The 25,159-nt window shown below is 72.1% G+C and carries 21 protein-coding genes and 1 tRNA gene; 15 read left to right on the top strand and 7 right to left on the bottom strand.

What is annotated here, in order from left to right; all coding sequences use genetic code 11:
- The first annotated feature begins 41 nt into the window (after nt 1-41).
- The gene (hemG, locus tag Q1K33_RS01915; RefSeq protein ID WP_300399997.1) at nt 42-1,397 is read left to right on the top strand and encodes a protoporphyrinogen oxidase; all 1,356 of its coding nucleotides are present in this window, start codon (nt 42-44) and stop codon (nt 1,395-1,397) included.
- Here hemG and Q1K33_RS01910 read toward each other — a convergent pair.
- Nucleotides 1,394-2,389, bottom strand: a complete 996-nt coding sequence (locus Q1K33_RS01910; RefSeq protein WP_300399996.1) for an SGNH hydrolase domain-containing protein — start codon at nt 2,387-2,389, stop codon at nt 1,394-1,396. The genes hemG and Q1K33_RS01910 overlap by 4 nt on opposite strands.
- A gap of 120 nt (nt 2,390-2,509) precedes the next feature.
- Here Q1K33_RS01910 and hemQ point away from each other — a divergent pair, with 120 nt between their 5' ends.
- The 3 genes from hemQ to Q1K33_RS01895 are packed head-to-tail and all read left to right on the top strand — an operon-like array spanning nt 2,510 to nt 4,838.
- Nucleotides 2,510-3,220, top strand: coding sequence for a hydrogen peroxide-dependent heme synthase (gene hemQ / locus Q1K33_RS01905; protein WP_300399995.1), 711 nt, complete (start codon nt 2,510-2,512; stop codon nt 3,218-3,220).
- Between the two features lie 41 nt (nt 3,221-3,261).
- Nucleotides 3,262-3,912 (top strand): hypothetical protein, encoded by a 651-nt coding sequence (locus Q1K33_RS01900; RefSeq protein ID WP_300399994.1) that lies wholly within the window; start codon nt 3,262-3,264, stop codon nt 3,910-3,912.
- Complete coding sequence (locus Q1K33_RS01895; protein WP_300399993.1) at nt 3,909-4,838, top strand: hypothetical protein; 930 nt, start codon at nt 3,909-3,911, stop codon at nt 4,836-4,838. The genes Q1K33_RS01900 and Q1K33_RS01895 overlap by 4 nt, the downstream gene beginning before the upstream one ends.
- Nucleotides 4,839-4,858: 20 nt before the next feature.
- Here the strand turns inward: Q1K33_RS01895 and msrB are convergent, their stop codons facing one another.
- Nucleotides 4,859-5,278 carry a peptide-methionine (R)-S-oxide reductase MsrB gene (msrB, locus tag Q1K33_RS01890; RefSeq protein ID WP_300400112.1) on the bottom strand — a complete coding sequence of 140 codons (420 nt, stop codon included), beginning with the start codon at nt 5,276-5,278 and terminating at the stop codon, nt 4,859-4,861.
- Between the two features lie 146 nt (nt 5,279-5,424).
- Between msrB and Q1K33_RS01885 the strand changes: the two genes are divergently transcribed.
- The 3 genes from Q1K33_RS01885 to Q1K33_RS01875 are packed head-to-tail and all read left to right on the top strand — an operon-like array spanning nt 5,425 to nt 8,073.
- A complete protein-coding gene (locus Q1K33_RS01885; RefSeq protein WP_300399992.1) occupies nt 5,425-6,531 on the top strand; it encodes a ferredoxin reductase in 1,107 nt (368 codons plus the stop codon).
- Nucleotides 6,532-6,541: 10 nt separating this feature from the next.
- Nucleotides 6,542-7,753, top strand: a complete 1,212-nt coding sequence (locus Q1K33_RS01880) for an acyl-CoA desaturase (protein WP_300399991.1) — start codon at nt 6,542-6,544, stop codon at nt 7,751-7,753.
- On the top strand, nt 7,750-8,073 hold the full coding sequence (locus tag Q1K33_RS01875; protein WP_300399990.1) for a hypothetical protein: 324 nt from the start codon (nt 7,750-7,752) through the stop codon (nt 8,071-8,073). The genes Q1K33_RS01880 and Q1K33_RS01875 overlap by 4 nt, the downstream gene beginning before the upstream one ends.
- An 84-nt stretch (nt 8,074-8,157) precedes the next feature.
- On the opposite strand, the gene Q1K33_RS01870 is transcribed toward Q1K33_RS01875, so the two are convergent.
- Complete coding sequence (locus Q1K33_RS01870) at nt 8,158-9,450, bottom strand: GNAT family N-acetyltransferase (RefSeq protein WP_300399989.1); 1,293 nt, start codon at nt 9,448-9,450, stop codon at nt 8,158-8,160.
- A gap of 49 nt (nt 9,451-9,499) precedes the next feature.
- On the opposite strand from Q1K33_RS01870, the gene Q1K33_RS01865 reads away from it, so the two are divergent.
- Entirely contained in the window at nt 9,500-10,588 is a 1,089-nt protein-coding gene (locus Q1K33_RS01865; RefSeq protein WP_300399987.1) for a DNA polymerase domain-containing protein, read from the top strand.
- Nucleotides 10,589-10,610: 22 nt separating this feature from the next.
- Nucleotides 10,611-11,666, top strand: coding sequence for a hypothetical protein (locus Q1K33_RS01860; protein ID WP_300399986.1), 1,056 nt, complete (start codon nt 10,611-10,613; stop codon nt 11,664-11,666).
- On the opposite strand, the gene Q1K33_RS01855 is transcribed toward Q1K33_RS01860, so the two are convergent.
- The 4 genes from Q1K33_RS01855 to Q1K33_RS01840 are packed head-to-tail and all read right to left on the bottom strand — an operon-like array spanning nt 11,663 to nt 16,815.
- On the bottom strand, nt 11,663-14,365 hold the full coding sequence (locus Q1K33_RS01855) for a stealth conserved region 3 domain-containing protein (protein WP_300399985.1): 2,703 nt from the start codon (nt 14,363-14,365) through the stop codon (nt 11,663-11,665). The genes Q1K33_RS01860 and Q1K33_RS01855 overlap by 4 nt on opposite strands.
- Nucleotides 14,362-15,138 (bottom strand): hypothetical protein, encoded by a 777-nt coding sequence (locus Q1K33_RS01850; RefSeq protein ID WP_300399984.1) that lies wholly within the window; start codon nt 15,136-15,138, stop codon nt 14,362-14,364. Before Q1K33_RS01850 ends, Q1K33_RS01855 begins: the two co-directional genes overlap by 4 nt.
- Nucleotides 15,139-15,142: 4 nt before the next feature.
- Complete coding sequence (locus tag Q1K33_RS01845; protein WP_300399983.1) at nt 15,143-15,709, bottom strand: hypothetical protein; 567 nt, start codon at nt 15,707-15,709, stop codon at nt 15,143-15,145.
- A 2-nt stretch (nt 15,710-15,711) separates the two neighbouring features.
- Nucleotides 15,712-16,815 (bottom strand): ATP-dependent DNA ligase, encoded by a 1,104-nt coding sequence (locus Q1K33_RS01840; RefSeq protein ID WP_300399982.1) that lies wholly within the window; start codon nt 16,813-16,815, stop codon nt 15,712-15,714.
- 176 nt (nt 16,816-16,991) lie between these two features.
- Here Q1K33_RS01840 and Q1K33_RS01835 point away from each other — a divergent pair.
- From Q1K33_RS01835 to Q1K33_RS01810, 6 genes are all read left to right on the top strand, one after another.
- Nucleotides 16,992-17,070: transfer RNA gene (locus tag Q1K33_RS01835), tRNA-Gln, on the top strand.
- Nucleotides 17,071-17,279: 209 nt separating this feature from the next.
- Nucleotides 17,280-18,017 carry a class F sortase gene (locus Q1K33_RS01830; RefSeq protein WP_300399981.1) on the top strand — a complete coding sequence of 246 codons (738 nt, stop codon included), beginning with the start codon at nt 17,280-17,282 and terminating at the stop codon, nt 18,015-18,017.
- Nucleotides 18,018-18,190: 173 nt separating this feature from the next.
- The gene (gene glmU, locus Q1K33_RS01825) at nt 18,191-19,690 is read left to right on the top strand and encodes a bifunctional UDP-N-acetylglucosamine diphosphorylase/glucosamine-1-phosphate N-acetyltransferase GlmU (RefSeq protein WP_300399980.1); all 1,500 of its coding nucleotides are present in this window, start codon (nt 18,191-18,193) and stop codon (nt 19,688-19,690) included.
- A gap of 72 nt (nt 19,691-19,762) precedes the next feature.
- Nucleotides 19,763-20,743 (top strand): ribose-phosphate diphosphokinase, encoded by a 981-nt coding sequence (locus Q1K33_RS01820; protein WP_300399979.1) that lies wholly within the window; start codon nt 19,763-19,765, stop codon nt 20,741-20,743.
- A gap of 132 nt (nt 20,744-20,875) precedes the next feature.
- The gene (locus Q1K33_RS01815; RefSeq protein WP_300399978.1) at nt 20,876-23,797 is read left to right on the top strand and encodes a hypothetical protein; all 2,922 of its coding nucleotides are present in this window, start codon (nt 20,876-20,878) and stop codon (nt 23,795-23,797) included.
- Nucleotides 23,794-25,149, top strand: coding sequence for an ABC transporter substrate-binding protein (locus Q1K33_RS01810; RefSeq protein ID WP_300399977.1), 1,356 nt, complete (start codon nt 23,794-23,796; stop codon nt 25,147-25,149). Before Q1K33_RS01815 ends, Q1K33_RS01810 begins: the two co-directional genes overlap by 4 nt.
- Nucleotides 25,150-25,159: the final 10 nt, after the last annotated feature.

Raw genomic sequence — 25,159 nt, 5'->3', positions numbered from 1 at the left:
GCTCGCGTCGACGAGCAGATGACCGCCCGTAGGGTGAACCCGTGAGTGAGCGGGAGACCCTGCGGGCGGTCGTCGTCGGAGCCGGTGTCTCCGGCCTGACCGCGGCCCGCGACCTCGTCGCTGCCGGCTACGAGGTGGTCGTCCTGGAGGCGGCGGACCGACCCGGCGGCAAGGTCCGGCGCGAGTCCGTCGGGGGAGTCACCGTCGACGTCGGCGCCGAGGCGATGGTCAATCGCCGTCCCGAGGGCATCGGCCTGGCGCGTGCGCTCGGTCTGGCGGTGGTGCATCCCACGGGTGCCACGTCGCGGATCTGGACCCGGGGCGCCCTGCGGCCGCTGCCGCGCACCCTGATGGGGGCACCGCTCGACCTCGACCAGCTGGAGGCCTCCGGGATCCTCTCGCCGGAGGGCATGCTCCGGGCCCGGCACCGGTACTCCGGTGGGTTGCCCGAGGGAGACGTGTCCGTCGGTGAGGTCGTCGCCGAGGAGTACGGCGACGAGGTCGTCGACCGACTCGTCGAGCCGCTGCTCGGCGGGGTGTACGCCGGCTACGCACGCGGCATCTCAGCTCAGGCGGCGATCCCACAGCTGCTCGACCTGGCCCGACGCGGCGGCATCGTCGAGCACGCCTCGGCCGTGCCGACGTCCGACGTCCCGGTGTTCGCCGGCCTCGCCGGGGGGATGGGGGGCCTCGTCGACGCCCTCGCCGCCGGTCTCGACGTGCGGACCTCGACGACGGTGCGCTCCGTGGAGCGCACGGCCGGCGGGTTCCGGCTCGTCACCGGACCGGTTCCGGCGCCGGGGCGCCTCGAGGCCGACGTGGTGGTCCTGGGTGTGCCCGCGACCCCGTCGTCCCGGTTGCTCGCCGACCTGGCACCCGCAGCAGCCGCCGAGCTCGCGGCGATCGACTACGCCTCGATGGCGGTGGTGACCCTCGCGCTGCCGATGGCCGAGCTGCCGGCGGGCATGGAGCAGTCCTCCGGCTTCCTGGTGCCCCCGGTCGACGGGCGCCGGATCAAGGCCTCGACCTTCTCCTTCGCCAAGTGGGACTGGGTGCGTGAGGCCGGAGGCGACCTCGCCCTGCTGCGCACCTCCCTGGGCCGTCTCGGCGACGAGGTCGCCCTGCAGCGCACCGACGACGAGCTGGTCGCTGCCTCGCTCGGCGACCTGCGCGACGCCGTGGCTCTGGAGGCGGTCCCGGTCGACACGCACGTGCAGCGCTGGGGCGGGGGTCTCCCGCAGTACGCCGTGGGTCACCTCGACCGGGTGGCCCGGATCCGGGCCTCGGTCGAGAAGGTGCCCGGCCTGGCGGTGTGCGGGGCGGCGTACGACGGCGTGGGGATCGCAGCCTGCATCGCGTCGGGCCACGCGGCTGCCGCCGCCCTCACCGACTCCTAGCGGAACAGGTCGCGGTACTCCGGAGCGAACGAGCCGGTGATCGCCGGGTCGAGGTGCAGCTCGTCGAGGTAGACCGGCTGGCCCTCGATCGACGGGTGGCACACGAAGGTGTCGCAGACGAAGCGCGAGGTGTCGATGTAGCCCGACAGCCGGATCCGCCCCAGCTGGGCCCGCACCCACTCGGCGGTCTCGGCCTCGTCGGGGATGGCGGTCGCGCGCGGGAGGTCGCACGCGTAGGGCTGCTCGCCGGCAGCGCACGCCGGAGCGCCCTCGCTGACCCAGGGGGTCTGCGCGATCGCCGCCGTGGCGACGTTGCGGCGGCCCAGCACCCGGAACAGGCGCCCGCCGCCGGCGGAGAACATCTCGGCGCGGGTGACGAGGAAGCGCTCGTGGACGTCGGTGGGCTCCCACCCTGCGGCAGCGCGGACGTCGTAGTCGCGGTAGAGCTCCCAGAACCCGCCGAGGACCACCTTGATCGGCTGCTGGCGCTTGACCCGCTTGCCGATGTAGGCCAACGCCCTCTCGGTCTGCTGGACGCACAGCCCGCGGTAGCCGAGGCCCCTCAGGTCCATGGGAGGGCAGGCCCCCATCACGAACGCCACGAGGTTGGTGCGGGTGCGCTCGGCCTGGGCGCGCAGTGCGGGCAGCTGCTGCCACGCGTGGGAGTCGCCCCACACCACGACCGTCGGTCGCTTCGTGCCGTACGACGTCAGGGCGCACGCACCCGGACGGCTGGGCAGCGTGTCCCCGGTGTCGAGGCAGCGGGCGGGCAGAACCGCCGTGGTGGTCGTCGGCTGCGGGGCGTCGTCCTGGGAGCGCGGGCTGACCGGCTCGCCCGAGGTGAGGCGGAGCTCAGCCGCAGCCTCACCGGCGCCGCTCGAGGGGGGAGTCGTCGGCTCCGGGCGAGCAGACGTCGACGCCGACGACGTGACGATCACGGTCGTCACGGTGGCCAGCAGTCCGACCAGCACGGCGAACACCAGCGAGAGCACGGCTCCGCCGCGCGAGAATCTCCCCCTACCCACGTCGGGTCAACGCCGGGACGCGGCGGGAGTTACGCGGAGCACGGACAGGGCACGGGTGATCTGGGTCATCACGGCACAATGATGCACATGAGTGACTCCCAGACCAACGCCGCCCGGCTGCGAGAGATCAACGACTCGATCCGCTACACGATGTGGTCGGTCTTCCGGCTCGACGACGTGCTCGGCGCCGACGCCGACCGGACGGCCGAGGGCGCCGAGGTCGAGAAGCTCTTCGCCTCGCTCGCAGCCGACGACGTCGTGGTCCGCGGTGTCTACGACGTCAGCGGTCTGCGCGCCGATGCCGACGTGATGATCTGGTGGCACTCCGCCCGCTCGGAGGACCTGCAGGCGGCCTACCACCGGTTCCGCCGTACGGCGTTCGGCTCGCGCCTCGCCCCGGTGTGGTCGCAGATGGCCCTGCACCGCCCGGCGGAGTTCAACAAGTCCCACGTGCCGGCCTTCCTCGACGGCGAGCCCGCTCGGGGCCACGTGTGCGTCTATCCGTTCGTCCGCTCCTACGAGTGGTACCTGCTCCCGGACGAGGAGCGGCGCGACATGCTCAAGGAGCACGGCATGCAGGCCCGGCCCTACCCCGACGTGCGCGCCAACACGGTGGCGTCCTTCGGGCTGGGGGACTACGAGTGGATGCTGGCTTTCGAGGCCGACGACCTCCACCGGATCGTCGACCTCATGCGCGACCTGCGGGCGTCGCGGGCGCGGCGCCACGTGCGCGAGGAGATCCCGTTCTACACGGGGTCGTTGGCGCCGGTCGCCGACCTGGTCGACCGGCTGCCCTGACCCGTCGGGAACCGGGTGCCTCCCGGAGGCGTCCTAGAGCCATGAAGACCTGCCTCGTCGCCGCCGCCCTGGTCCTTGCGCTCAGCCTCAGCGTGTCCGCCTGCAGCGGGGACGACGGCCCGGCGACCGCCTCCGACCCGGCCGCGCCCGGGGCCCCGGCCGACCCGCCGACACCGCCCACCGCGGTCCCCGCCTCGTCGGGGGAGGTGCGCTCCGCCGGACTGCCGACCGTGATGGACACCGGTGACGGTGCCGAGCTGTGCCTGGGCGCGATCGCCGAGTCGTACCCGCCCCAGTGCGGTGGTCCGCGCATCACCAACTGGGACTGGGCGGCGCAGGACGGCGTCTTCGACCAGCAGGGACAGGTGCGGTGGGGCACCTTCGCCGTCACCGGCACCTGGGACGGAAGCGCCTTCACCGTGACGAGCTCGATCCCCGGACCGCTCTACGACCCGATGATGCCGACGCCGGTCGAGCTGCCGGAGCCGACGGTCGACTACAGCGCCGCCGAGCTGGACGACATCTCCCGGGCGCTGTCCGAGGAGCTCCCCGGCTACCAGGGGTCCTACGCCGACGAGGCCGGGCACGTGCTCGTCGACGTCGTCTACGACGACGGGAGCCTGCAGGCCTACGCCGACGAGGCGTACGGTGACGGCGTGGTCGTCGTCAACGGTGCCCTGCTCGAGGCATGAGGTCCGTCGCAGCGGCGGCCGCAGCGCTGGCGCTCTCGGTCCTCGCCGCCGGTTGCGGGAGCGAGACCGGCGCCTCGACCGCGACGTCGCCGTCACCGGCCGTGGTGACGCCGACGAGCATCCCGACCGCGATCCCGCCGACGCGCGGTGAGGTGACGACGCTGGGGCCGGTCACGGTGATCGACGACGGCGACGGGCCCGAGCTGTGCCTGGGCGGGGTCCCGCAGTCGCTTCCTCCCCAGTGCGGCGGGCCGCGGCTGATCGGGTGGGACTGGGACGACCACCCTGGCGCCTACGAGGACGTCTCGGGCACGAAGTTCGGTGACTTCGTGGTGTCCGGAACCTTCGACGGGACCGACCTGACCCCGACCTCCGTGCTGGCGGGCGAGGAGTACGACGCACCTGCTCACCCCGACGACGACCCGTTCGTCACCGCCTGCCCCGAGCCCGCCGGAGGCTGGGTCGTCGATGCGTCGCGGGCCGGCCTGGCCGACGAGTCGCGCGCGTTCCGGGTCGCCTCGCGGCTCGACGACTTCGGCCACTCCTTCGTCGACCAGCCCTCGCTCGACGGGCTCAGCGACGAGGACGCCGAGCAGCAGGCCCTCGCCGAGCAGCAGGAGGGCGCCGTGTCGAGCGACATCGTCAACGTCTTCGTCACCGGTGACCCGGCCGTGGCCGAGGCGGCGATCCGGGAGGTCTGGGGAGGAGGGCTCTGCGTCGGCACCGCCGATCACACCCAGAGGTCGCTGCGCGCGATCCAGCGTGAGATGGACCGCGTCCCCGGGCTCCTCGGCAGCGGCAGCAGCAGAGGCGTGGTGGAGGTCGACCTGGTCTACGACGACGGCACCATCGCGGCGTGGCTCGACCGCGAGTACGGCGCCGGCACCGTCGTGGTGCAGAGCGCCGCCCTCGTGGACGTCGGCTGACCGGTGGGCTCCGGCTCGGCTCAGCCGGCCACCGACCCCGAGCCGTCGGCGGGCTCGAGGGTGAGGCTGACCGAGTTGATGCAGTAGCGGTCGCCGGTCGGCGTGCCGTAGCCGTCGGGGAAGACGTGTCCGAGGTGCGAGCCGCAGGCGGCGCAGCGCACCTCGGTGCGCTTCATCCCCATCGTGGAGTCGTCGAGGTACTCGATCGTGTCGGTCACCGGCTGGTAGAACGACGGCCAGCCACAGCCGGAGTGGAACTTGGTGTCGGACTCGAAGAGCGTGGCACTGCACGCCTTGCACTTGTAGACGCCCGTGGTCTCGGTGTCGGTCAGCTTGCCGACGAAGGCACGCTCGGTGCCGGCCTTGCGCAGCACCTGGTACTCCTCGGCGGACAGCTCCGAGCGCCACTGGTCGTCGGTCTTCTCCACGTCGTAGGCCATGCCCTCGAGCCTACGGGTCTCGGCCCAGCGGGCCGGCTTGCGGCTCCTGCGGAAGAGTGACACGGCCTCGAGACTAGCCCGGGCCCCGAGCCGGGCCACCCCGTCGGGGCATTGACGCGGTCAGTAGACAACTGTTCACTGGTTCCATGACGAGCACCACACCGGAGCGGCGTCCGCGCGTCTCGTGGGAGGGCTTCCGCAAGGCGGCCGACACTCTCACGACACCGTTGCTGCCCGACGACTACCTCACGCTGCTCAACCCGCTGTGGAGCTCACGCGAGCTGCGCGGACGCGTGGAGAAGGTGATCCCCGAGACCGAGGACGCCGCCACCCTGGTCATCCGTCCCGGCTGGGGCTGGCACTACGACCACCGCCCCGGTCAGTACGTCGGCATCGGCGTCCAGGTCGGCGGCAAGTTCCAGTGGCGCTCCTACTCGGTGAGCTCGGCGCCGAAGCGCTCGGGCCGCACGCTGGCGATCACGGTGCGGGCGATGCCGGAGGGCAAGCTCTCCGAGCACCTGGTCAAGGGGCTCTCTCCCGGCACCATCGTGCGCCTGGCCACGCCCCAGGGCGACTTCGTGCTGCCCGACCCGCCGCCTGCGCGGATGCTCTTCCTCGTCGGCGGCTCGGGCATCACCCCGGTGATGTCCATGCTGCGCACCCTCGACCGGCGCGGCACGATGGGCGACATCGTCCTGCACTACTCGTCCACGACGCCGGAGCGGATGATCTTCCGCGACGAGATCGCCGCCCTGCACGAGCGTCACCCCGGGCTGAGCTTCCACGCTCGGCACACCGACACCGACGGCATCTTCGAGCTCGCATCCAGCGACGCCGGCCTGGACGCGATCTGCCCCGACTGGCGCGAGCGGGAGACCTGGGCGTGCGGGCCCGGGCCGATGCTGGACGCGGCCGAGGCACACTGGGAGGAGGCCGGGATCGCCGACTCGCTCCACCTCGAGCGGTTCTCGCTCAGCCTCGGCGGCGACGGGGGCGAGGGCGGCAGCCTGAGCTTCCAGAACTCCGGCAAGAACATCGACGTCGACGGCGCCACGACCGTCCTGGAGGCCGGGGAGTCGGCCGGCGTCGGGATGCCCTACGGCTGCCGGATGGGCATCTGCCACACCTGCACCGTCACCAAGATCAGCGGCACCGTCCGCGACCTCCGCAACGGCGCGGAGTTCGACCAGCCCAACGAGCAGGTGCAGACGTGCGTGACCGTCCCGGTCGGGCCCTGCGTCCTGAACATCTGAGGAGACACCCATGGCCATCGCAGACGTCAAGGAGTACTGCCACCTCACGCCCGAGGAGGTCGAGCAGATCGGAGCCGAGCTCGACGCGATCCGCGCCGAGATCGAGGAGTCGCGCGGTGACGCCGACGCGGCGTACATCAACCGGGTCATCACGGTCCAGCGCTGGATGGCGGCCGCGGCCCGGATCGGGATGATCGTCAGCTCGCCGATGGACAAGAAGGTGCGCGGCCCCGTGCTGGCCGCGAGTGCCGTCTCCCTGGGGCTGGCCAAGATCCTCGAGAACATGGAGATCGGCCACAACGTCATGCACGGCCAGTGGGACTGGATGAACGACCCCGAGATCCACTCCTCCACGTGGGAGTGGGACACCGGCCAGCCGGCCGAGCAGTGGAAGCACAGCCACAACTACATCCACCACCAGTTCACCAACGTGCTCGGCTTCGACAACGACATCGGGTACGGCGTGCTGCGGATGGCACGCGAGCAGAAGTGGCACCCGGTCAACCTCGGCCAGCCCGTCTACAACGCGCTGCTGGCCAGCCTCTTCCAGTGGGGAGTCGCGCTGCACGACCTCGACCTCGAGGCGATCCGCAAGGGCAAGAAGGACCCGAAGGAGATGAAGCGGCAGCTCAAGCAGATCGCCAAGAAGGGCCGCAACCAGATCCTCAAGGACTACGTGCTCTACCCGGCGCTGTCGGGCAAGCAGTGGAGGTCGACGCTCAAGGCCAACGCGACCGCCAACGTGATGCGCAACGTCTGGTCCTACCTGATCATCTTCTGCGGTCACTTCCCCGACGGGGCTCTGCACTTCACCGAGGACGAGCTGGAGGACGAGACCAGGTCCGAGTGGTACCTGCGACAGGTCCTCGGCACGGCCAACTTCGAGGGCGGCAAGCTGCTGCACGTGATGAGCGGCAACCTCGGCTACCAGATCGAGCACCACCTCTTCCCCGACCTGCCCAGCAACCGCTACGCCGAGATCTCGGTGAAGGTGCGGGCTCTCTGCGACAAGTACGACATCCCCTACACGACCGGGCCGCTGCACCGGCAGTACGGCCAGGTGCTGCGGGTGATCCACAAGCTGTCGCTGCCCAACAAGCTGACGCAGGACGACAAGCCGCCGACCGGCAAGGACATCACCGTGGAGCACGGTCGCCGTCAGGACGAGGAGCGTCAGCAGCGCCGCCTCGAGCTCGGCGGCTGGTCGCGCTCGGCCTCGTGAGCAGGGTCGACGGCACCGTCCTGTTCGCCTGGGACGACGGTGCCCTGGTCAAGGCCAAGGTCACCCAGTGCGCGCTGTCGCGGGTGTGCGGGGCGTGTGGGGGGTCCCTGGCGCGCCCCGTCGCCTTCGTCGGCACGGCCGAGGAGGTGGGCCGCAACGCCTTCCACGCCCCGCCCCTGCACGAGGCCTGCGCAGCGGACGTACGGCGGCTGCTCGACCCCTCGTGGGAGACGGTGCTGACCGGGGGGTTCGAGTTCGTCCGCCCCGCCAAGCACGACGAGGACAAGCGACCGACGTTCGAGCCCAACTCGCTGCTCTGACCCGATCCTCACTGGCTGCCACGTCGGGTTGGCGTGCGAGCGCCACCACATCGCGACCGGTGGGGCCGCACGCACCGGGAGGGGTCAGAAGCCCGTCGCGCAGTAGGGCGCGGGCCCGCCGTCGGCCATCGCCGACCATTGCTCGAGGGCGCCGTCCTCACCGGCGACCCGTCCGGCGGCGGTCAGGGTCGCTACGTCGATCCCGCCCAGGTACAGAGCACCGAGCGTCTCCGCAGACAGGCGCACCTCGGCGGGCTCGTCGGTCGGCGCCACGTCGGCGCGACCTTCCGAGACGCTCACCCGCCACCTCCCGTCGGTCAGGCCCAGCGAGTCCTCGACCCCGAGGACGACCGTGCCGTCGCCGTACCAGGGGCGGGCCTCGAGCGCCGCGACGACGTCGAGGACGCGCAGCCACAGCAGGTCGTAGGCGCTGGTCGTGCGCACGACGCGGTGGTCGACCAGTGCCCAGTCGAGCGGGTCGACCTCCCGGTGGCGGCGGAAGCGCACCCGCTCGGTCAGGTCGACGTCGGCGAGGAAGCGCCACAGGGCGAGGTGAGCGGCATCGGTCAGGCCGACGAGGGCCTTCGCGTCGACGGTCCCGCGACCTTCGACCTGGCCGGCGTGCTCGTAGACGGCGAAGCCGTCGGCGGTGCCATGGGCGTCCAGGTGCACGACGACGCGCGACTTCTTGTTGGGACCGCCCGCGTCGAAGTCGTAGCGGCCACTCATGATGGGCTCGTAGAAGGCCGGCCAGGGGACGGCGCCGCGGGTCGCCGAGCAGTGCCGCTCCATGACCGCCCGCATCGTCTCCCAGGCGGCCTCGGGCTCGACGAGCTCCAGGCTGCCGTCGCCGACCGGGGGCTGTCGCAGCGCGAAGCGTGAGGTCACGTCGACCTCGACCACGCGCAGCCGGGTGGCCGGCCCGAAGCCGAAGCGTCCGTAGATCGCGCCCTCGCTGGCGGTCAGAGCAGCCAGAGCGAGGCCCTGCTGCTGGGCCCGTCGGAGGTCGTCGACCATCAGCCGACGCAGCAGGCCGCGGCGCCGGTGGGTCGGGCTCACCGTCACGTCGCTGATCATGTGCAGCGGCACCCGGTGCCCGGCTCCGACGTTGAGCTCACCGCCCCACGAGGCGTACGTCGCCACCGGCATCGCCGCGTCCCCGACGGCGACCGACGAGGGCCAGGCCCCCGTCATCCGGATGCCGTCGGCGCGGGTGGCCTCCAGCCAGTGTCGCTCGTGGTCCTCCGACAGCCGGCCCTCGTGGAAACCACGCAGGAGCGCCTCGTTCCACCCGCGGAGCAGGGCGGCCCGGTCGCCGTCGCCGTCCTCGGCGGTCAGGGTGTGGAAGATGAGTCCCGGGAGCTCGGTGGTGGTCACGGGCGCAACCTACGCGGAGCGGCCGCCCGGCACGAGTAGGTTTGCGGGCATGGCGAAGACCGCTGCGGCGCACGTGCAGGCCGGCGACCGCGAGGTGCGGGTGTCGAGCCCCGACCGGGTCATCTACGAGGCCACCGAGCGCACGCCCGAGGTGACCAAGCTGATGGTCGCCGAGTACGTCGTCTCGGTCGACGACGGGCTGATGCGGGCCCTGCGCGACCGGCCGACCGCCCTGGAGCGGTGGACCTCCGGCGTACGACCGGGCATGAAGCTGGCCACCGGGCCGCAGGACAAGGGCGCAGATGCCTTCTACCAGAAGCGGGTGCCCAAGGGGGCGCCCGACTACCTGGAGACGGTGGGGATCACTTTCCCCAGCGGGCGCACCGCCGACGAGATCTGTCCGACCGAGATCGCTGTACCCGTCTGGTGCGCGCACATGGGCACGCTCACCTTCCACCCGTGGCCGGTGCGGCGCGACGACGTCGACCACCCCGACGAGCTGCGCATCGACCTGGACCCCCAGCCCGGTACGTCGTTCTCCGACGCGGTCCGCGTGGCGGGGGTCGCCGACGAGCTGCTGCGCGAGCTGGGCCTGGTGGGCTTCGTGAAGACCTCGGGCAACCGGGGCGTGCACATCTATGTGCGCATCGCACCGCGCTGGGAGTTCGCCGAGGTGCGCCACGCCGCGATCGGCTTCGGTCGCGAGCTGGAGCAGCGCGACGAGCAGGTCACGACCGCGTGGTGGAAGGAGGAGCGCGGTGAGCGGATCTTCGTCGACTACAACCAGAACTGTCGCGACCGCACGATCGCGTCGGCGTACTCGCTGAGACCGATCGCGGGCGCGCCCGTGTCGACCCCGATGACGTGGTCGGAGCTGGCCGGCGTCACCGACCCCGGCGAGTACCACCTCTTCTCGGTCCCCGACCGGCTCGCGGACGGCGACCCGTGGGCCGGCATCGACGAGACCCACCACTCGCTCGAGCCACTGCTCGACCTGTGGGAGGCGCAGGTGGCCGAGGGGCACGGCGAGCTGAACTTCCCGCCCGACCACCCGAAGATGCCCGGCGAGCCGCCGCGGGTGCAGCCGAGCAGACGCGTCGCCGAGCACTGGGACGACGAGGGCAACCGGGTGGACTAGCGCTTCGAGTAGCCTCGCGGTCGTGGTCAAGCTCCTCATCGTCACCGGCTCCGGACGCAGCGGCACCAGCTCGGTCGCCGGGACCCTGAAGCGCCTCGGCTTCCACATTCCGCAGCCCGAGGTGCCCACCGACGACAACAACCCGCGCGGCTACTACGAGCCGCTGTGGGTGGCCGACTTCCACAAGTACTGGCTCAACGACCTGCCGGTGCGCACCATCGACACCCGCCCGAACGCCGGTGACCTCGCGATGGACTCGGTGACCCCGGAGCGCGAGGAGGAGCTGCGCGTCTGGCTGGCCGCCGAGCTCGCGCCGTACGACGACGGGGCGGTCGTGGTGGTCAAGGAGACCCGCGCCTACTGGGTCTACCCGCTGTGGCAGCGCGTCGCCGAGGCGACCGGGGCCGAGGTCTCGAGCCTCACGATGCTGCGCCACCCCACCCAGGTGGTGCGCTCGCGCGACTCGGCCTACCTGGCCGACAAGAGCGACGAGCTGCGCCGCAAGCGCGAGGTCGCCAACGTCGCGGCGTGGATGAACTCGATCTTCGTCACCGAGCGCGCCACTCGCGACAACCCGCGTGCCTTCGTGCCGTACTACGACCTGATCGGCGACTGGCGCGCGGCGATGACCCGTGCCTGCGGGCAGCTCGGCCTCGACCCCGGTGACCTGACGGCGCCGCACGACGTCGACGACTTCCTGACCACCTCGCTCAACCGGTCCTCGGACTCGTGGGACGGCCTGGCGGTGCCCGACGACCTACGGGCGCAGGCCGAGGCGACCTGGGCCGCGGCGACGACGCTCGTCGAGACCCCCCACGACGAGGCCGCGATGGCCGAGCTCGACCGGCTCGCGGCCGACTACGCGGCGTACTTCGAGGTCGCCGCGGCGATCGCCAACGACGAGACCGCGATGCACGTCGTCCGCACCAAGCGCGACCACGAGGGCCGGCTGCGCGAGAAGACCAAGCGGGTCGAGCGGCAGGCCGGCCGGATCAAGGCGCTCGAGGCCGAGGTCGAGTCGCTGCGGGTGGGCGGCGGCGCGAAGGCGCGGATCAAGGCCCTGCTCGGTCGCTCCTAGGCGTCCAGCTCCCAGGGGGCGGCGACCGGGTAGTAGCCCTCGAGGAAGTCGCGCAGCACGACCTCGAGCCGCTCGGGTCGCAGGGCGTGGTCGTGGTGGTCAGCCAGGCAGATGACGTCCTGCTCGCGCGACGCCAGGGCGTGCAGGCGCCGCTCGAGGTCGGCGTTGCTCAGGTCGACGTAGGCGAGGTCCACCGGCTGGACGAAGGCGGTGCCGGTGAGCAGTCCGAAGTGCTGGGCCAGCGAGCTGAGGGGGGAGACGTCCGTGGCGCTGCGGAACGGCGAGTGGGCGGTGGCGTCGAGAGCTCCGGGGAAGCGCTCGTGCAGCGCCTCGATGACCGAGACCCGGTGGGGGTACGGCGCGTGCGGCAGCGTGTGGGTCAGGCTCGCGCCGAAGGCGTCGGCGAGCAAGGCGCGGTTGTTCCAGGCCGCCTGCAGGAACGGCGGCGCCGCCTCGTCGTCGCCCAGGTCGGCCGTCACCGACGAGAGGGCGACGGCCGTCAGTCCGGACGGGCTGAAGAAGCGCTCGGGGCGGGTCGGACGCGCGAGCATGGTGTCGTCGTTGAGGTAGACGAAGTGCTCGGCGAGGCCGTCGATGCGGTGCAGGGCGGTCTCGATGGCGTGGGAGTTGAAGGTCGGCAGCGCCTCGGGCGGCAGGAGGTCGCGGTGGTCGACCAGGTTGATCCGCGGGTGGTCCGCGTCGAGCCAGTCGGGGCGCTGCCCGGCGGTGACGAGGTGGACGCGACGCACCCATGGCGCGAAGAGGTGGAGGCTGCGCATCGCGTAGCGCAGCTCCCCGTGGTCGAGGAAGCGCGCGCGGCCGCTGGCCTCGCGACGGTGGGCGGTGTCCTCGGCGGTGCCGAGGCTCGCGAGTCGGCGCTCGCGGGCGTCGTCCCAGACGGGGTCGGCGCCGTCGACCCAGGTGAGCACCACGTCGATCGGGAAGCGACACTCGGTGATCGTCGGAGCGGTCATCAGCGGCACCGTCGGCACCTCCACCCCGTGCACGTCGGCGGGGACCAGGCTCCTGAGCGTCGCGGCACCGATCCGCGTGGCGTAGGGATTCGGTCCCGGGGCCACGAGACCTCCCGCGGCGTCTGGCTCCCAGAGCTCCACGCGCACGCCGCAGTCGGCGCCGAGGAGGCTGGCGGCACCATCCACCTCCGGCCACGGCTCGACGTACAGGGTCTGGGTCATGCCGTGGCGCAGGTCGGCGGCCAAGGTCGCGACCGGGCCACGTCGCTCGTGCCAGCCGTGCAGGGCGGGGTCGCGCAAGGAGAGGTACGGCGCGCCGGGTGCGGCGGCGAGGGCGTCGAGGAAAGCGGTGCGTCGCCCGATCGGCAGGACGACGACGGGCTCGGGGTGCTCGTGGGCCGGGATCACCAGCCACGAGCCGGGGGCGGCCCGCAATGCCGCGACGGCACAGGTCTGCAGGGCGTGCTGCCGAGCCTGGGCCGGGGTGACACCCTCCAGGCCGGTCAGCCCGGCGGTGCCCGGTGTCGGGGGCTGGTCGCCGGCGCGGGTGGGTGGCTCGGCGGCACGAGCCGCGAGTCGGCCGCGACCGGCCCGCCGTACGACGGCGTCGTCGAAGATGCCGAGCCACCGCTCGGCCAGGGCTCCGGCCTCCCAGGCGCGCGCGGTCTGCAGGGCTCCGGCGCCGAGGCGTCGGCGCAGGTCGTGGTCGGTGGCCACCCAGCGGAGTGCTGCGGCGAGGCCCGGGACCGACTGCGGCCCGACGAGCAGGCCGTTGACCTCGTGGTCGATGATCTCGCGCGGCCCGGACGGGCAGTCGAAGCTGACGGCCGGCACACCGGCGGCCATCGCCTCCTGCAGGACGAGCGGGTAGCCCTCGGCCCGTGACGAGAGCGCGGCGATCGAGGCCTTCGGCCATTCCGCCGCCAGGTCGGGGAGGCTGCCAGGCAGCTCGACGCGGTCCCACAGGTCCCGCTTGCGGATCTGGCGCACCAGCTCGCCCCGGGTCGGGCCGTCGCCGCAGATCCGCAGCCGCCAGTCGGGCAGGTCGTCGGCGACGAGCGCGAAGGCCTCGACCAGCTTGACGAACTGCTTCTCCGGCACCAGGCGCCCCGCGGTCATGATCACCGGCGACTCGAGCGCCGCGCGCGGGGTGAAGCCGAGCGGGAGCGGGTTGGGCATCACCACGGTGGGAGGCGTGAGAGCGCCGAGCCGATCGTGCAGCCACTCCTCGATCGTGGGCGTCAGCAGGGCCACGACGTCCGCGCGGGGCGCGAAGGCGAGCAGCGGCTCGAGCCCGGAGGTGCGGTCGTTGGAGGAGCGGTGCTCCTGGTGGACCACGACGACGGAGTCGGGCGTGAGCGTGATCGCGCAGGCCAGCAGCCCCGGGGTGACGGTGACCAGGACGTCGGACTCGAGCCGGGGCAGGCGCTGCTCGAGGGCGAGGTCGGTGGCCGCGGTGAACTGGGCGTCCCAGCGCGCCGGCACCAGGGAGGACTCCTGGGCCTGTCGCTCGTCCGACCGGGGCTCGCGGACGTCGACCAGGTACTCGACCGCGATGCGGGGGTCGAGGTCGTAGTGCGGCGCGTCGGCGCTGCGTGTGACGCTGAGGATGCGGACGTCGTGCGCTCCGTCGTCGGCTGCCGCCAGGGCGTTCGCCTGGGTGATCGCCGAACGACTGGTGCCGCCCATGCCGTCGAGGTTGAAGACCAGGAAGCCGATCCTCACGCGTCGTCACCGTCCTCGCCGAAGACGCGGACCTGCAGCAGACCCGCGCGCGACCAGGGGAGCCGCAACAGTGGGCGATCGTCCTCGGGGTGGTCGATCTGGGGGAGCGGGGCACCGCTGCGCGGGTCGGCGAGGTCGTTGTCGCGGCGCCGGACCGGACGCCAGTGGCCCGTGGAGCCCGTCACGGCCGGCCGGGTGATCGGCGCGAGCCCGGCCAGGCTCTCGCGGGTGATGGTCACGACCTCGCCGGCGACCGGCCACGAGACGAGCGGACGGTCGTCGTCGTCGAGCACCGCCAGCTCTCGACCGGCGCCGGTCAGGGTGACCTCGAGCGCGTCGTCCAGCCGCCGTACGGCGAGCAGGCTCGCGGCGGCGGGGAGCAGGGTCGTCCGGACCCGCAGCGTCCCGTCGGGGCTGCGGACCAGGGTGTGCTCGGTGCGGTCGTCACGGCTGGGTCGCACGGCGGCGCGGGGGAGTGGTGGCGTCAGCAGCGCGACGGGGTCCTGGCCCGGCGACACCAGCACCACGTCGTAGCGGTTCTCGGCGCCGTCCAGCCCGCTCAGGTGGATGCGGGCGGCGAGATACGCAGACTGGTCGGTGACGTCCTCGACAGCGACGTCCAGCACCTCCGCCGTGTCGGCACGGCGCAGCGCGAGCCGGCCCGGCCGTGCCGGGACCGCCACCCACAGCAGGTGGCCGTCCAGGATCGCGGCGAAGGAGGCGGCAGGGGGCTCGCTCGACCGGCCCGAGCGTCGGCGCAGGGCCAGCTTCACAGCGTCAGAGACCCTCGGCCTGCTCGTCGAAGGTCTGGTGCTCGAGCAGGTGCAGCACGGGGACGCCGAGCTTGCGCCGGGCCTGCGAGGTCCAGTCGAGGTGGAAGAACTCCGTCACGACGTGGGGGCGGGTGAGCACGATCGCCTCGCGACCACCGATGGCGGCGACCTTGGCAGCGAGCTCGTCGGCGGGGGGTCCGCTGACCAGTGCGCTGTCGCCCACCATGGCTCCGGCGCGCTCGAGGGCGGCGACGGTGTCGTGCAGCTCCTGCTCGGTCCGGCTGCGGGCGTGCTCCTCGACGGCGTCGAGGTCGACGTCGGCCATCGGCATGGCCGGGGCGGCGAGCATCTCGCCGCCGGACAGTGAGCCGAGGGACGCCTCGACGCGGGCGGCGGCGTCGTCCACGGGCAGCAGCACGTGGTAGCGCACGGGCTCGTCGATGGACTCGTGCAACGAGCGCACCTGCACGGCGTCCTGGTCGCTGAGTCGCTGCTCCACGAGCAGGACCACCACGTAGCTGGGGGCTGCTGCGGACGGGGGGCCGTCAGGGGTATCTGGGGTGTTGGTCATCGTCACTCTCCTCCGGACAGGACACTAGCGAGGTCGTAGGAGACAGGTTGCTCCAACTGGTCGTAGCCGCACGACGCGGGCTCACGGTCGGGTCTCCACCGCTTGAAGTGGGCGGTGTGGCGGAAGCGTCGCCCCTCCATCGCGTCGTACTTCACCTCGAGCACCCGCTCGGGACGCAACGGGGTGAACGACAGGTCCTTGCCGGCGCTCCAGCGGCTCTGGGTGCCGGGTGCGCGGTCCGGGTTCGCGATCGCCCACTCCTGCCACTTCCCCCACGGGTGGTCGGAGATGTCGCAGACCAGGGGCTGGAGCTCCTCGATGAGCTCCGCGCGCCGGGCCGCGGTGAAGCTGGCGCTGACGCCGACGTGCTGCAGCTCGCCGTCGGCGTACAGACCCAGCAGGAGGCTGCCGAGCAGCGGCCGCTCTGGCGTGCTCGTCTTGTGCTCGCGATAGCCGGCCACCACCACGTCGGCGGTGCGCTCGTGCTTGACCTTCATCATCGTGCGGCCGTTCTCGACGTACGGCGCCCCGAGCGGCTTGGCGATCACACCGTCGAGTCCGGCTCCCTCGAACTGGTGGAACCACTCCTCCGCAAGGGCCGGGTCCTCGGTGGTGCGGGTCAGGTAGCAGGGCCCGTCGAGCCCGCCGAGCGCCTCCTCGAGCGCCGCACGACGCTCGCCGAACGGCCGGTCGACGTACGACGTGTCGCCCAGCGCGAGCAGGTCGAAGGCCACGAAGCTGGCCGGGGTCTTCTCGGACAGCATCGTGATCCGCGACTCGGCCGGGTGGATCCGCTCCTGGAGCACCTCGAACTGCAGCCGCGGTCCGATCGCCACGAAGATCTCGCCGTCCAGCACGCAGCGCTCGGGCAGCTGCTCGCGCGCGGCGGCGACGAGCTCGGGGAAGTAGCGGGTCAGCGGCTTGGTGTTGCGGCTGGTGAGCTCGATCTCGTCGCCGTCCTTGAAGACCAGGCAGCGGAAGCCGTCCCACTTCGGCTCGAAGCTCAGACCGGTGATCTCGGCGACGGTGTGCTTGCCCGGGTCGGGCACGCCGGTGACCGCCTTGGCGAGCATCGGGCGCACGGGTGGCATCACGGGCAGGTCCACGAGCCCAACCTAGACGCCCGCGGGAGGAGCCGGCCCCCGGCGCGACGGGAATCGACGAAATGGCCCCGAGGGACTGCTTCCAGGGGCCATTTCGTCGGTTCCCGCGTGGGGCAGGCGTCGGTGAGACCGCAGCCGTCTGCGCCCAGGGCGACAGGGGCACTAAAGTGAGCGCCCTATCCCCGGTTGGTCTGCCGGCAGGGCCCGCCTGACTTTGAATCAGGACTAGCGACGATGGTTCGACTCCATCCCGGGGAGCAGGTGCTGACGCACGATCTGGATCGAGGAGCCCGACCATCGTCGGCAGACTGCCGGGGCCCGGTTCCACTCGCCGCGGCGAGCGCGCGGACGACTCCGGGGCGCGGCGGACCCGCCGCCCACCCGTCCTCCTCGCCGGCTGTCTCCTGGCGGGTCCGGGGTGGGGCCGGTGCACGTCGCGGCGCCCACGCGCGACGCATACTGAAGGGGTGCGAGTCCCCTTTCGCCGAACGCCGACCCCCAGCGGCCAGACCGACCCTCCCGGCCCCCAGCCGCGGCGGCGGTCGCGCCTGCTCGTGTGGGCGAGCGCCGGGGCCGTGGGGATCCTGGCGGTCGGAGGGATCGTGTGGTCCGTCCAGCACGACTCCGGGGACGGCCCTGCGGCAGCGAAGGGGGCGCCGGCGTCTCCGATCCCGCGCACCGGGCCCGACCCGGAGTTCCGGATCGAGATCCCGCCGCTGAGACCGACGCCTACCCCCGAGCCGAAGCCCCGCATCCAGGCGGGCTCGCCGGAGCGCCTGCTCATCCCGAGCCTCGGCGTCGACAGCGCGATCGTGCCGATCACCGCACCAGGTGGGACCCTGACGCCGCCGGCCGACGCCCAGCAGGTGGGCTGGTGGTCGCCGGGAGCCGAGCCGGGCGCGAGGACGGGGAGCGCGCTCGTCACCGGGCACACGCTCAGCCGGGGTGGAGCGGCCCTCCAGGACCTGGAGACGCTCGAGGTCGGCGACCGGATCGCCGTACGGACAGTCAACGGCCGGATCGGCTACCGCGTCCGCGACGTGCAGGTCTTCGACAAGGGCCGGGTCGCCGAGCGCGCCACCGAGCTCTTCAGCCAGACCTCGCCGGGCCGGTTGGTGGTCATCACGTGCGAGGACTACGACGGGTCGGTCTACCTCTCCAACGTGGTCGTCACCGCGAAGCCGATCGGCACCACGGCCGGCTGACCTCGGGCCTCTGCCCGGCGGTCGCGCGAGCAGTGACGGCTCTGGCGCGCGGCCGACTCGTGAGTAAGGTGGCTCGTCATGGGGAAGGAGCGGCCGTGTCGCGCCCCGTCGCCGAGGATCGTGGCCATCGGACAGGCAGCCGCTCGACTCCACCCCCACTTCCAGGAGCCCGCGTGAGCAGCAGCAACCTGACCGTCATCGTCCTCGCCGCCGGTGGTGGCACCCGGATGCGTTCCAAGACGATGAAGGTCCTGCACCCCATCGGCGGACGCAGCATGATCGGCCACGTCCTGGCCGCCGTGCAGGCGATGCAGCCCGAACGCGTCGTGGCCGTGGTCGGCCACCAGCGCGACCAGGTCGGCCCCCACATCACCAGTCTGATGCCCGAGGCCGTGCTCGCGGTCCAGGACGAGCAGCAGGGCACCGGCCACGCCGTCCGGGTCGCCGTCGAGGCGCTCACCGTCGGATCCTCGGACGGTCAGCCGGGTACGGCGCTGCGCGGCACCGTCGTCGTGGCGTACGGCGACACCCCGCTGCTCACGGGTGACTCGCTGCGCTCCTTCGCGGCCGAGCACGAGGCGGCGCAGTGTGCGGTCAGCATCTTGAGCGGCATCGTGGCCCGGCCGTTCGGCTACGGCCGCGTGGTGCGTGACGAGGACGGCGACGTGCTCGCCATCGTGGAGGAGAAGGACGCGACGCCGCAGCAGCGCGAGATCGCGGAGATCAACTCCGGCATCCTGGCCTTCGATGCCGAGTTCCTGGCCGAGGCGCTGCCTCGCATCGGCAACGACAACGCCAACGGCGAGTACTACCTGACCGACACCGTGCAGCTGGCGCGCGACGCCGGCCTGACCGTCGGCGCCTACCCGATCGACGACGTCATGCAGACCGAGGGCGTCAACGACCGGGTCCAGCTCGCCGCCCTCGCCCGCGAGCACAACGACCGGATCGTCACCCGCTGGATGCGCGAGGGCGTCACGATCATCGATCCGACGACCACCTGGATCGACTCCGACGTCGTGCTCGAGCGCGACGTCACGATCCTGCCCGGCACCCAGCTGCTGGGGGTCACCGTCGTCGCGGAGGACGCCGTGATCGGGCCGGACACCACCCTGAAGGACTGCGAGATCGGCGCCGGTGCGCGCGTCGTGCGTGTCCACGGTGAGCTGGCCGTCGTCGGGGCGTCGGCCGAGGTCGGCCCCTTCTCCTACCTGCGCCCCGGCACCAGGCTGGGCAGCGAAGGCAAGATCGGCGGCTTCGTCGAGACCAAGAACGCCGTGATCGGCGACGGGGCGAAGGTGCCGCACCTCTCCTACGTCGGCGACGCCGACATCGGGGAGGGCACCAACATCGGTGCCGGCACGATCTTCGCCAACTACGACGGTGTCGCCAAGCACCGCACGCGCATCGGCAGGCACGCCAAGACCGCCTCCAACAACACGTTCGTGGCGCCGGTCGAGGTCGGCGACGGTGCCGCGACCGGAGCCGGCACCGTCGTACGGCGCGACGTCCCGGCGGGCGCGCTGGCGGTCAGCGCCGGACCCCAGCGCACGATCATGGGGTGGGCGTTGCGGCGCCGCGCGGGCACACCGCAGGCGCACGCCGCCGAGGCAGCCGGTGCCCCGCGCGAGGAGGCGCCGGGTGAGGCGTCTCACGATACCGACCCGGGGTGATGCGACCGGCAGGACATGGGCGAGACTGACCGGTGCATCGAGCCACACCCAGCAACCACCCAGGAGCAGCGCGTGACGGGCATCCAGAAGACCACCGAGAAGAACCTCATGGTCTTCACCGGACGGGCCCACCCCACCCTGGCGACCGAGGTCAGCGACCTCCTCGGCACCCCGCTGGTGCCGACGTCGGCCTACGAGTTCGCCAACTCCGAGATCTACGTGCGCTACGAGGAGTCGGTGCGCGGCTGCGACGCCTTCGTCATCCAGAGCCACACCGCGCCGATCAACGAGTGGATCATGGAGCACCTGATCATGGTCGACGCGCTCAAGCGCGCCTCGGCCAAGCGGATCACGGTCGTGATGCCTTTCTACGGCTATGCCCGCCAGGACAAGAAGCACCGCGGTCGTGAGCCGATCTCGGCGCGGCTGGTCGCCGACCTCTTCAAGACCGCCGGCGCCGACCGGCTGATCTGCGTCGACCTGCACGCCGACCAGATCCAGGGCTTCTTCGACGGCCCCGTCGACCACCTGATGGCGCTCCCCGTCCTGGCCGACTACGTCAAGGGCAAGTACGGCGGGCAGGCACTCGCCGTCGTGTCGCCCGACGCCGGCCGGATCAAGGTCGCCGAGCGCTGGTCGGCCCGCCTGGGTGGCGCACCGCTGGCCTTCATCCACAAGTCCCGCCGTATCGACCGCCCCAACGAGACGGTCGCCAACCGCGTGGTCGGTGACGTCAAGGACCGCATGTGCGTCCTGGTCGACGACATGATCGACACCGGCGGCACGATCGTGAAGGCCGCCGACGCGCTGATGGAGGAGGGTGCGGCCGGTGTCATCATCGCCGCGACCCACGCGCTGCTCTCCGACCCGGCCGTCGAGCGGCTCAAGAGCTCCCCGGCGACCGAGATCGTGATCACCAACACCTTGCCCCTGGCCGATGACAAGGAGTTCGACAAGCTCACCACGCTGTCGATCGCCCCCCTGGTGGCCCGGGCGATCCGCGAGGTATTCGAGGACGGTTCGGTCACCTCGATGTTCGACGGCCACGCGTAGTCCCGGTTAAATTTCCCCCTGGTCCAGACCGGTGGGTTACCCTCCTCGCGGCTTGGGTAAAGGGCCCTGCGAGCGCAGGTGGACCGCCTGCCGTCGAGCAGTCGTCGCGTCGATCGGATCGGGATAGTGAGCATGGGGTCGGACAACCGCCACAAGCACGTCAGGGGAGCCCGCGCGGCCACCGGTCGCTGGGGAGCGCGCGGGGGAGTCGCCCTGCTGGCGCTGTCCCTGCTGGGCACCGCGACGATCACGAGCTCCGCCTCGGCCACCGCCGGGCGAGCGCCGCAGTCCCTGGCTGCTGCGGACGACGATCCGCAGCGCGTCCTGCAGTCGGTCTCGGTCGGCGTGGGCCCCGACGGAAGCATCACCGGCATCGACAGCACCAGCATCAGCAAGACCGACTCGTCGGACCTGACGACCGCCGACGAGAGCTTCGATCCCGCGTCGGTGGCCGGCGACCTCCCGGTGCGGATCCTGACGTCGTACCGCCTGGGCGAGCGCTCGGGCACCGACCTCAGCGAGATCGTCGGCGAGAGTGGTCGTGTCGAGATCGAGGTCGTGGTCCAGAACACCACGGTGCGTCCGCAGAGGCTCACCTACGACGTCGACTCCACCGAGCGCAGCCAGTTCGCCCTCGTCGGCGCTCCCCTCACCGTCGTCGCGACCGCCGACCTCGGTGAAGCCGGCTTGGCCCGGGTGGTGACCGACGACGGCGGGAACGCCGCCTCGGAGGCCGCGACCAACGGCGTGCTCAGCCGGGGCGAGGACGACAGGGTCAAGGTCCAGTGGGCCAGCCTGCTGGCGCCGCCGCGCCTCAGCCCGAGCGCGACGTTCCGCCTGGTGCAGGAGACGGAGAGCTTCGAGGTCCCCACCTTCGACGTCAACGTCCAACCGGGCCTGGTCACCGACACCTCGGTGCAGAACCTCCTCGAGTCCGCCTTCTCCGACGAGGCAGGCAGCACGCTGCGGCTCGAGGGCCGCACGATCGCGTTGATCGGCCAGGTGACCGGCGCGCTCGAGGTCGCCTCCAACGGGCTCTCCGACATCGAGCAGCTGCTCGACACCTCGGCCCGCACGATCGGGCAGCGCACGATCGCCGACCTCACCGGCAGCTCCGACCGGATCACCACGGAGCTGAGCGGCCTGGCCAAGGACCTCGGCACGCTCAACGACGACATCGACTCCCAGCTCAGGACGACCCAGTCCTCCACCCTGAGCCAGCTGGAGAACACCGTCGCGGCGATCAAGAAGCGTCTGGGCGACCCGACGACGACACCCGAGCCGAAGCCGATCAAGGTGACGGATTGTGCGTTCGACTTCACCGACAAGCTGTTCGGCTCCGACGCCACCGTCTACGCCCAGCTGTTGCGGGTCAAGGCCCAGCTGACCGCCATCGGTGGGGCGTCGCAGAAGTGCGCCGGAGTGCTCGCCGAGGACCTGCGCGAGGCGATCGGCTCCACGGATCCCGGCTACACGTGCGAGGCCGCCTCCGAGGCCCTGATCTGTGCCCTGGGGCAGACCAGCCTGAGCATCGAGCAGAAGGCGGTCGACCTCTCCACGGTCGGGACCAACGTCGCCGACCGGTTCGACGCCGACCGGCTCCTGGACGTGCGCTCCGGTGTCGACGACCTCAACGAGACGGTCGGCGGCCTGCAGAGCACCGCGCGAGGGCTGGCCAACGGCAGCTCGTCGCTCGACCCGTTCCTCGAGCGCCTCGGCGAGCTGCAGGGCGGCCTGACCGACCTGCAGGCCGCCCTGCAGCCGGGCTCGTCCAACGGCATCCCGGCCCAGCTCGCGGCGATCAACACGCAGGCCCGCATCGCCCAGGGCGCCCTCGGGGCCGGCGCCGGTGGTGGCTCGGTGAGCCAGCAGGCCCAGGACGCAGCCGAGCGTGCCTGCGACATCGCCGACCCGGTGCCGGCCGCCCCGCGCCCGGTCGACGACCAAGGAGCCTCGGAGTCGACCGACCCCCCGCCCACGCCGACCGTCGACCTGCGCGAGGAGGTCAGCGCCCTGCTCGTCGGGCGCACCTGCGCCGGGGGCAACACCGCCGTCCCGAGCGGGTACGGCGGCGTCTCGGTCGCCGAGCGCGCGGACTCGGCCCTCGGAGCGGTCAACGAGATGGTCGGCCTCTCCGACCTCTCCGACCCCGCCAACCCGGTCAACCAGCAGCTCAGCGACCTGCGACTCTCGGTCGGTGACCTGCTCACGCTGGTGATCGGCCTGATCACCGACGACGGTGCCGGTCTCAAGGGCCGGGTCAAGGCGCTCGCCGACAGGCTCGACGCACTGGGCGTCGGCACCGACACGCTGCCCAGCGGTACGGCGTGCCCCGCCGCCACCGACGACGACGAGGACGCCCTGACCGCGCTCAACCGCTCCTTCGGCCGGCTCTACTGCAAGCAGGTCGGGCTGGAGAGCTACATCGCCGACCAGTTCAGCAACGCCGGGACCGTTCTCGGGGACGTGCAGGACGACTTGGCCGACGGCCAGGAGGACGCCGACTCGGCCCGCACGTCCGCCCAGGACACCGTGGACAGCACGACCGAGCAGCTGAGCAAGCGCCTGGACAAGGCCGGCAACGCGCTGCGGACCAAGGGTGCCAGGGAGATCGCCGCTCAGCGGCGTCGGCTCGACACCGAGGTCAAGACGGTGACCCAGCTGCTCAGCGACAACATCAAGAGCGCGGTCTCACTCATCGACAGCCGCGTGCGCACCGCCAACGGCAACCTCGGCGAGTCCCAGCAGCGTCTGGTCAGCGACCTGGCCCGCGTGCTGACCGACATCGGCAGCCGGGACGGCTCCGGACTGCTCGGTGCCCTGGCGAGCGGTGCGAGCGAGACGAGCCTGGCCAACGAGTCGATCGTGCGCGTCAGCAACACGGCCAGCGCGTTCCGCAACCTGCGTAGCGCCGCGATGGAGGACACCCTCCTCCAGCAGGCGCAGCTCGCGCGGTCCCTCGAGCTGCAGCAGGAGCTGCCCGCCTTCGGCCTCGAGCTGCCCGCGGGGAGCCGCTTCGTGTCGGTCTTCTCCTTCCACGTGGGTCAGCGGTGACGCGAGGCCTTCGACGCGACGTGCTCGAGCACCACGGGGGCCGCGGGACCTGCCGGGGCCGCAGTCTCGTGGGCCGCAGCCTCGTCGGTCTGGCGGCACTGAGCCTGGCCGTCGCCGGCTGCTCGGGCTCCGACGACGAGCCCGGTGCCGGGTCCCCCGGTGACGGATCGGCGATCTCGCCGCAGCCCGTGGGCGTCGCCAACGCCGGCACGGCGCAGGCGCCGCTGCGGGTGGGCGTCGTGGTCTCGCTGACCTCGGACCCCGGTCAGGGCCAGGACTGGCTCGACGGGGCGGAGGGCGCCCGGGTCGCGGAGTACCGCCTCGACCAGGGCGGCGGCGCCGTGGACCTCGAGGTCCTCGACGACCAGGGCACGGCCAACGGAGCGATCACCGCTGTCGAGCAGCTCGTGGAGTCGGGGGTCGCCGGCATCGTGCTGGCCACGGACGGCGACCACGTGCAAGGAGCGCTGGAGTCCTCGGCGGCTTCGGAGACCCCGGTCCTGCTGCCCTACTACCGCGGGTCGGGAGGGCTGCCGGCCCATGCGTTCCGCACGGCGCCGACCGAGGACGACGTCGACGCGGCGTTGCTCGCCGCACTGGGGGAGCAGGGCCTCGACAAGCCCTTCGTGCTGACCGCCGACGGCCTCTCGGCCGACGGTGTCGGCTCCGCCGACGCCCTGGCCTATCGCGGCAACAACGTCGAGAAGCTCGCCCGCCGGATCACGGTCGCGCGTGGCAACGGGCGGATCGACTCGGTCGTCATCGCCGCTGCCGCGGCGACGCAGGCCGAGATCGTCAGTGCCCTGCGCGGCCGGCTGGAGGACCTGCCGATCGTGCTGACGCCCGAGGCGCAGACCCCGACCTTCGCCACGTCGCTCGACACCGAGGCGGGCACCATCGCCTCCCGCTTCTCCAGCGCCGGAGTGGACGCCTCCGACGCGACCACGATGACCAGCAGCCCGGCCGCCGACGCCGTGGCCGCCTACTTCGCCGCGCTGCGCCTGGCCGCCGGCGACGACGCGGTCACCGACCTCTTCGGTGACGGCCCCTTCTCCGACGCCGCGGGGGAGGCCGACATCGCGAGTCATGACGCCGTGATCGCGATCGCCGCGGCCGCGGCCGCAGCGGAATCGCTCGAGCCCGCAGCCGTGCTCGAGTCCCTGGGCGGACTGACGGTCTCGACGACGGACGGGCTCGCCGGCCCGGACCTCGACTTCTCGGACTCCGACACGCTCGCCGATTCCGCCGTCGTACCGTTGCTCGCGACGGTGCAGGATCCGGGCGTGCGGCCGCCGGTCGCCGACGGTGGCGCGCGACTCTTCTGGTTCGCGCTCGACCCCGGGTCCCGCTGACGGCCGAGGC

This window comes from Nocardioides sp. (assembly GCF_029937575.1).
GTDB lineage: Bacteria > Actinomycetota > Actinomycetes > Propionibacteriales > Nocardioidaceae > Nocardioides.
Note: the sequence above shows the minus strand (reverse complement) of the source record. Positions and strands in the feature narration are given on the sequence as shown.

Excerpts from the sequence above, each read along its gene's own strand:
- Q1K33_RS01880 (WP_300399991.1), top strand. The coding sequence starts at position 6,542 with ATGGCCATCGCAGACGTCAAGGAGTACTGCCACCTCACGCCCGAGGAG.
- Q1K33_RS01865 (WP_300399987.1), top strand. The coding sequence starts at position 9,500 with ATGGCGAAGACCGCTGCGGCGCACGTGCAGGCCGGCGACCGCGAGGTG.
- Q1K33_RS01895 (WP_300399993.1), top strand. The coding sequence starts at position 3,909 with ATGAGGTCCGTCGCAGCGGCGGCCGCAGCGCTGGCGCTCTCGGTCCTC.
- hemQ (WP_300399995.1), top strand. The coding sequence starts at position 2,510 with ATGAGTGACTCCCAGACCAACGCCGCCCGGCTGCGAGAGATCAACGAC.
- Q1K33_RS01885 (WP_300399992.1), top strand. The coding sequence starts at position 5,425 with ATGACGAGCACCACACCGGAGCGGCGTCCGCGCGTCTCGTGGGAGGGC.
- msrB (WP_300400112.1), bottom strand. The coding sequence starts at position 5,278 with ATGGCCTACGACGTGGAGAAGACCGACGACCAGTGGCGCTCGGAGCTG.
- Q1K33_RS01900 (WP_300399994.1), top strand. The coding sequence starts at position 3,262 with ATGAAGACCTGCCTCGTCGCCGCCGCCCTGGTCCTTGCGCTCAGCCTC.
- Q1K33_RS01815 (WP_300399978.1), top strand. The coding sequence starts at position 20,876 with ATGGGGTCGGACAACCGCCACAAGCACGTCAGGGGAGCCCGCGCGGCC.
- Q1K33_RS01845 (WP_300399983.1), bottom strand. The coding sequence starts at position 15,709 with ATGACCAACACCCCAGATACCCCTGACGGCCCCCCGTCCGCAGCAGCC.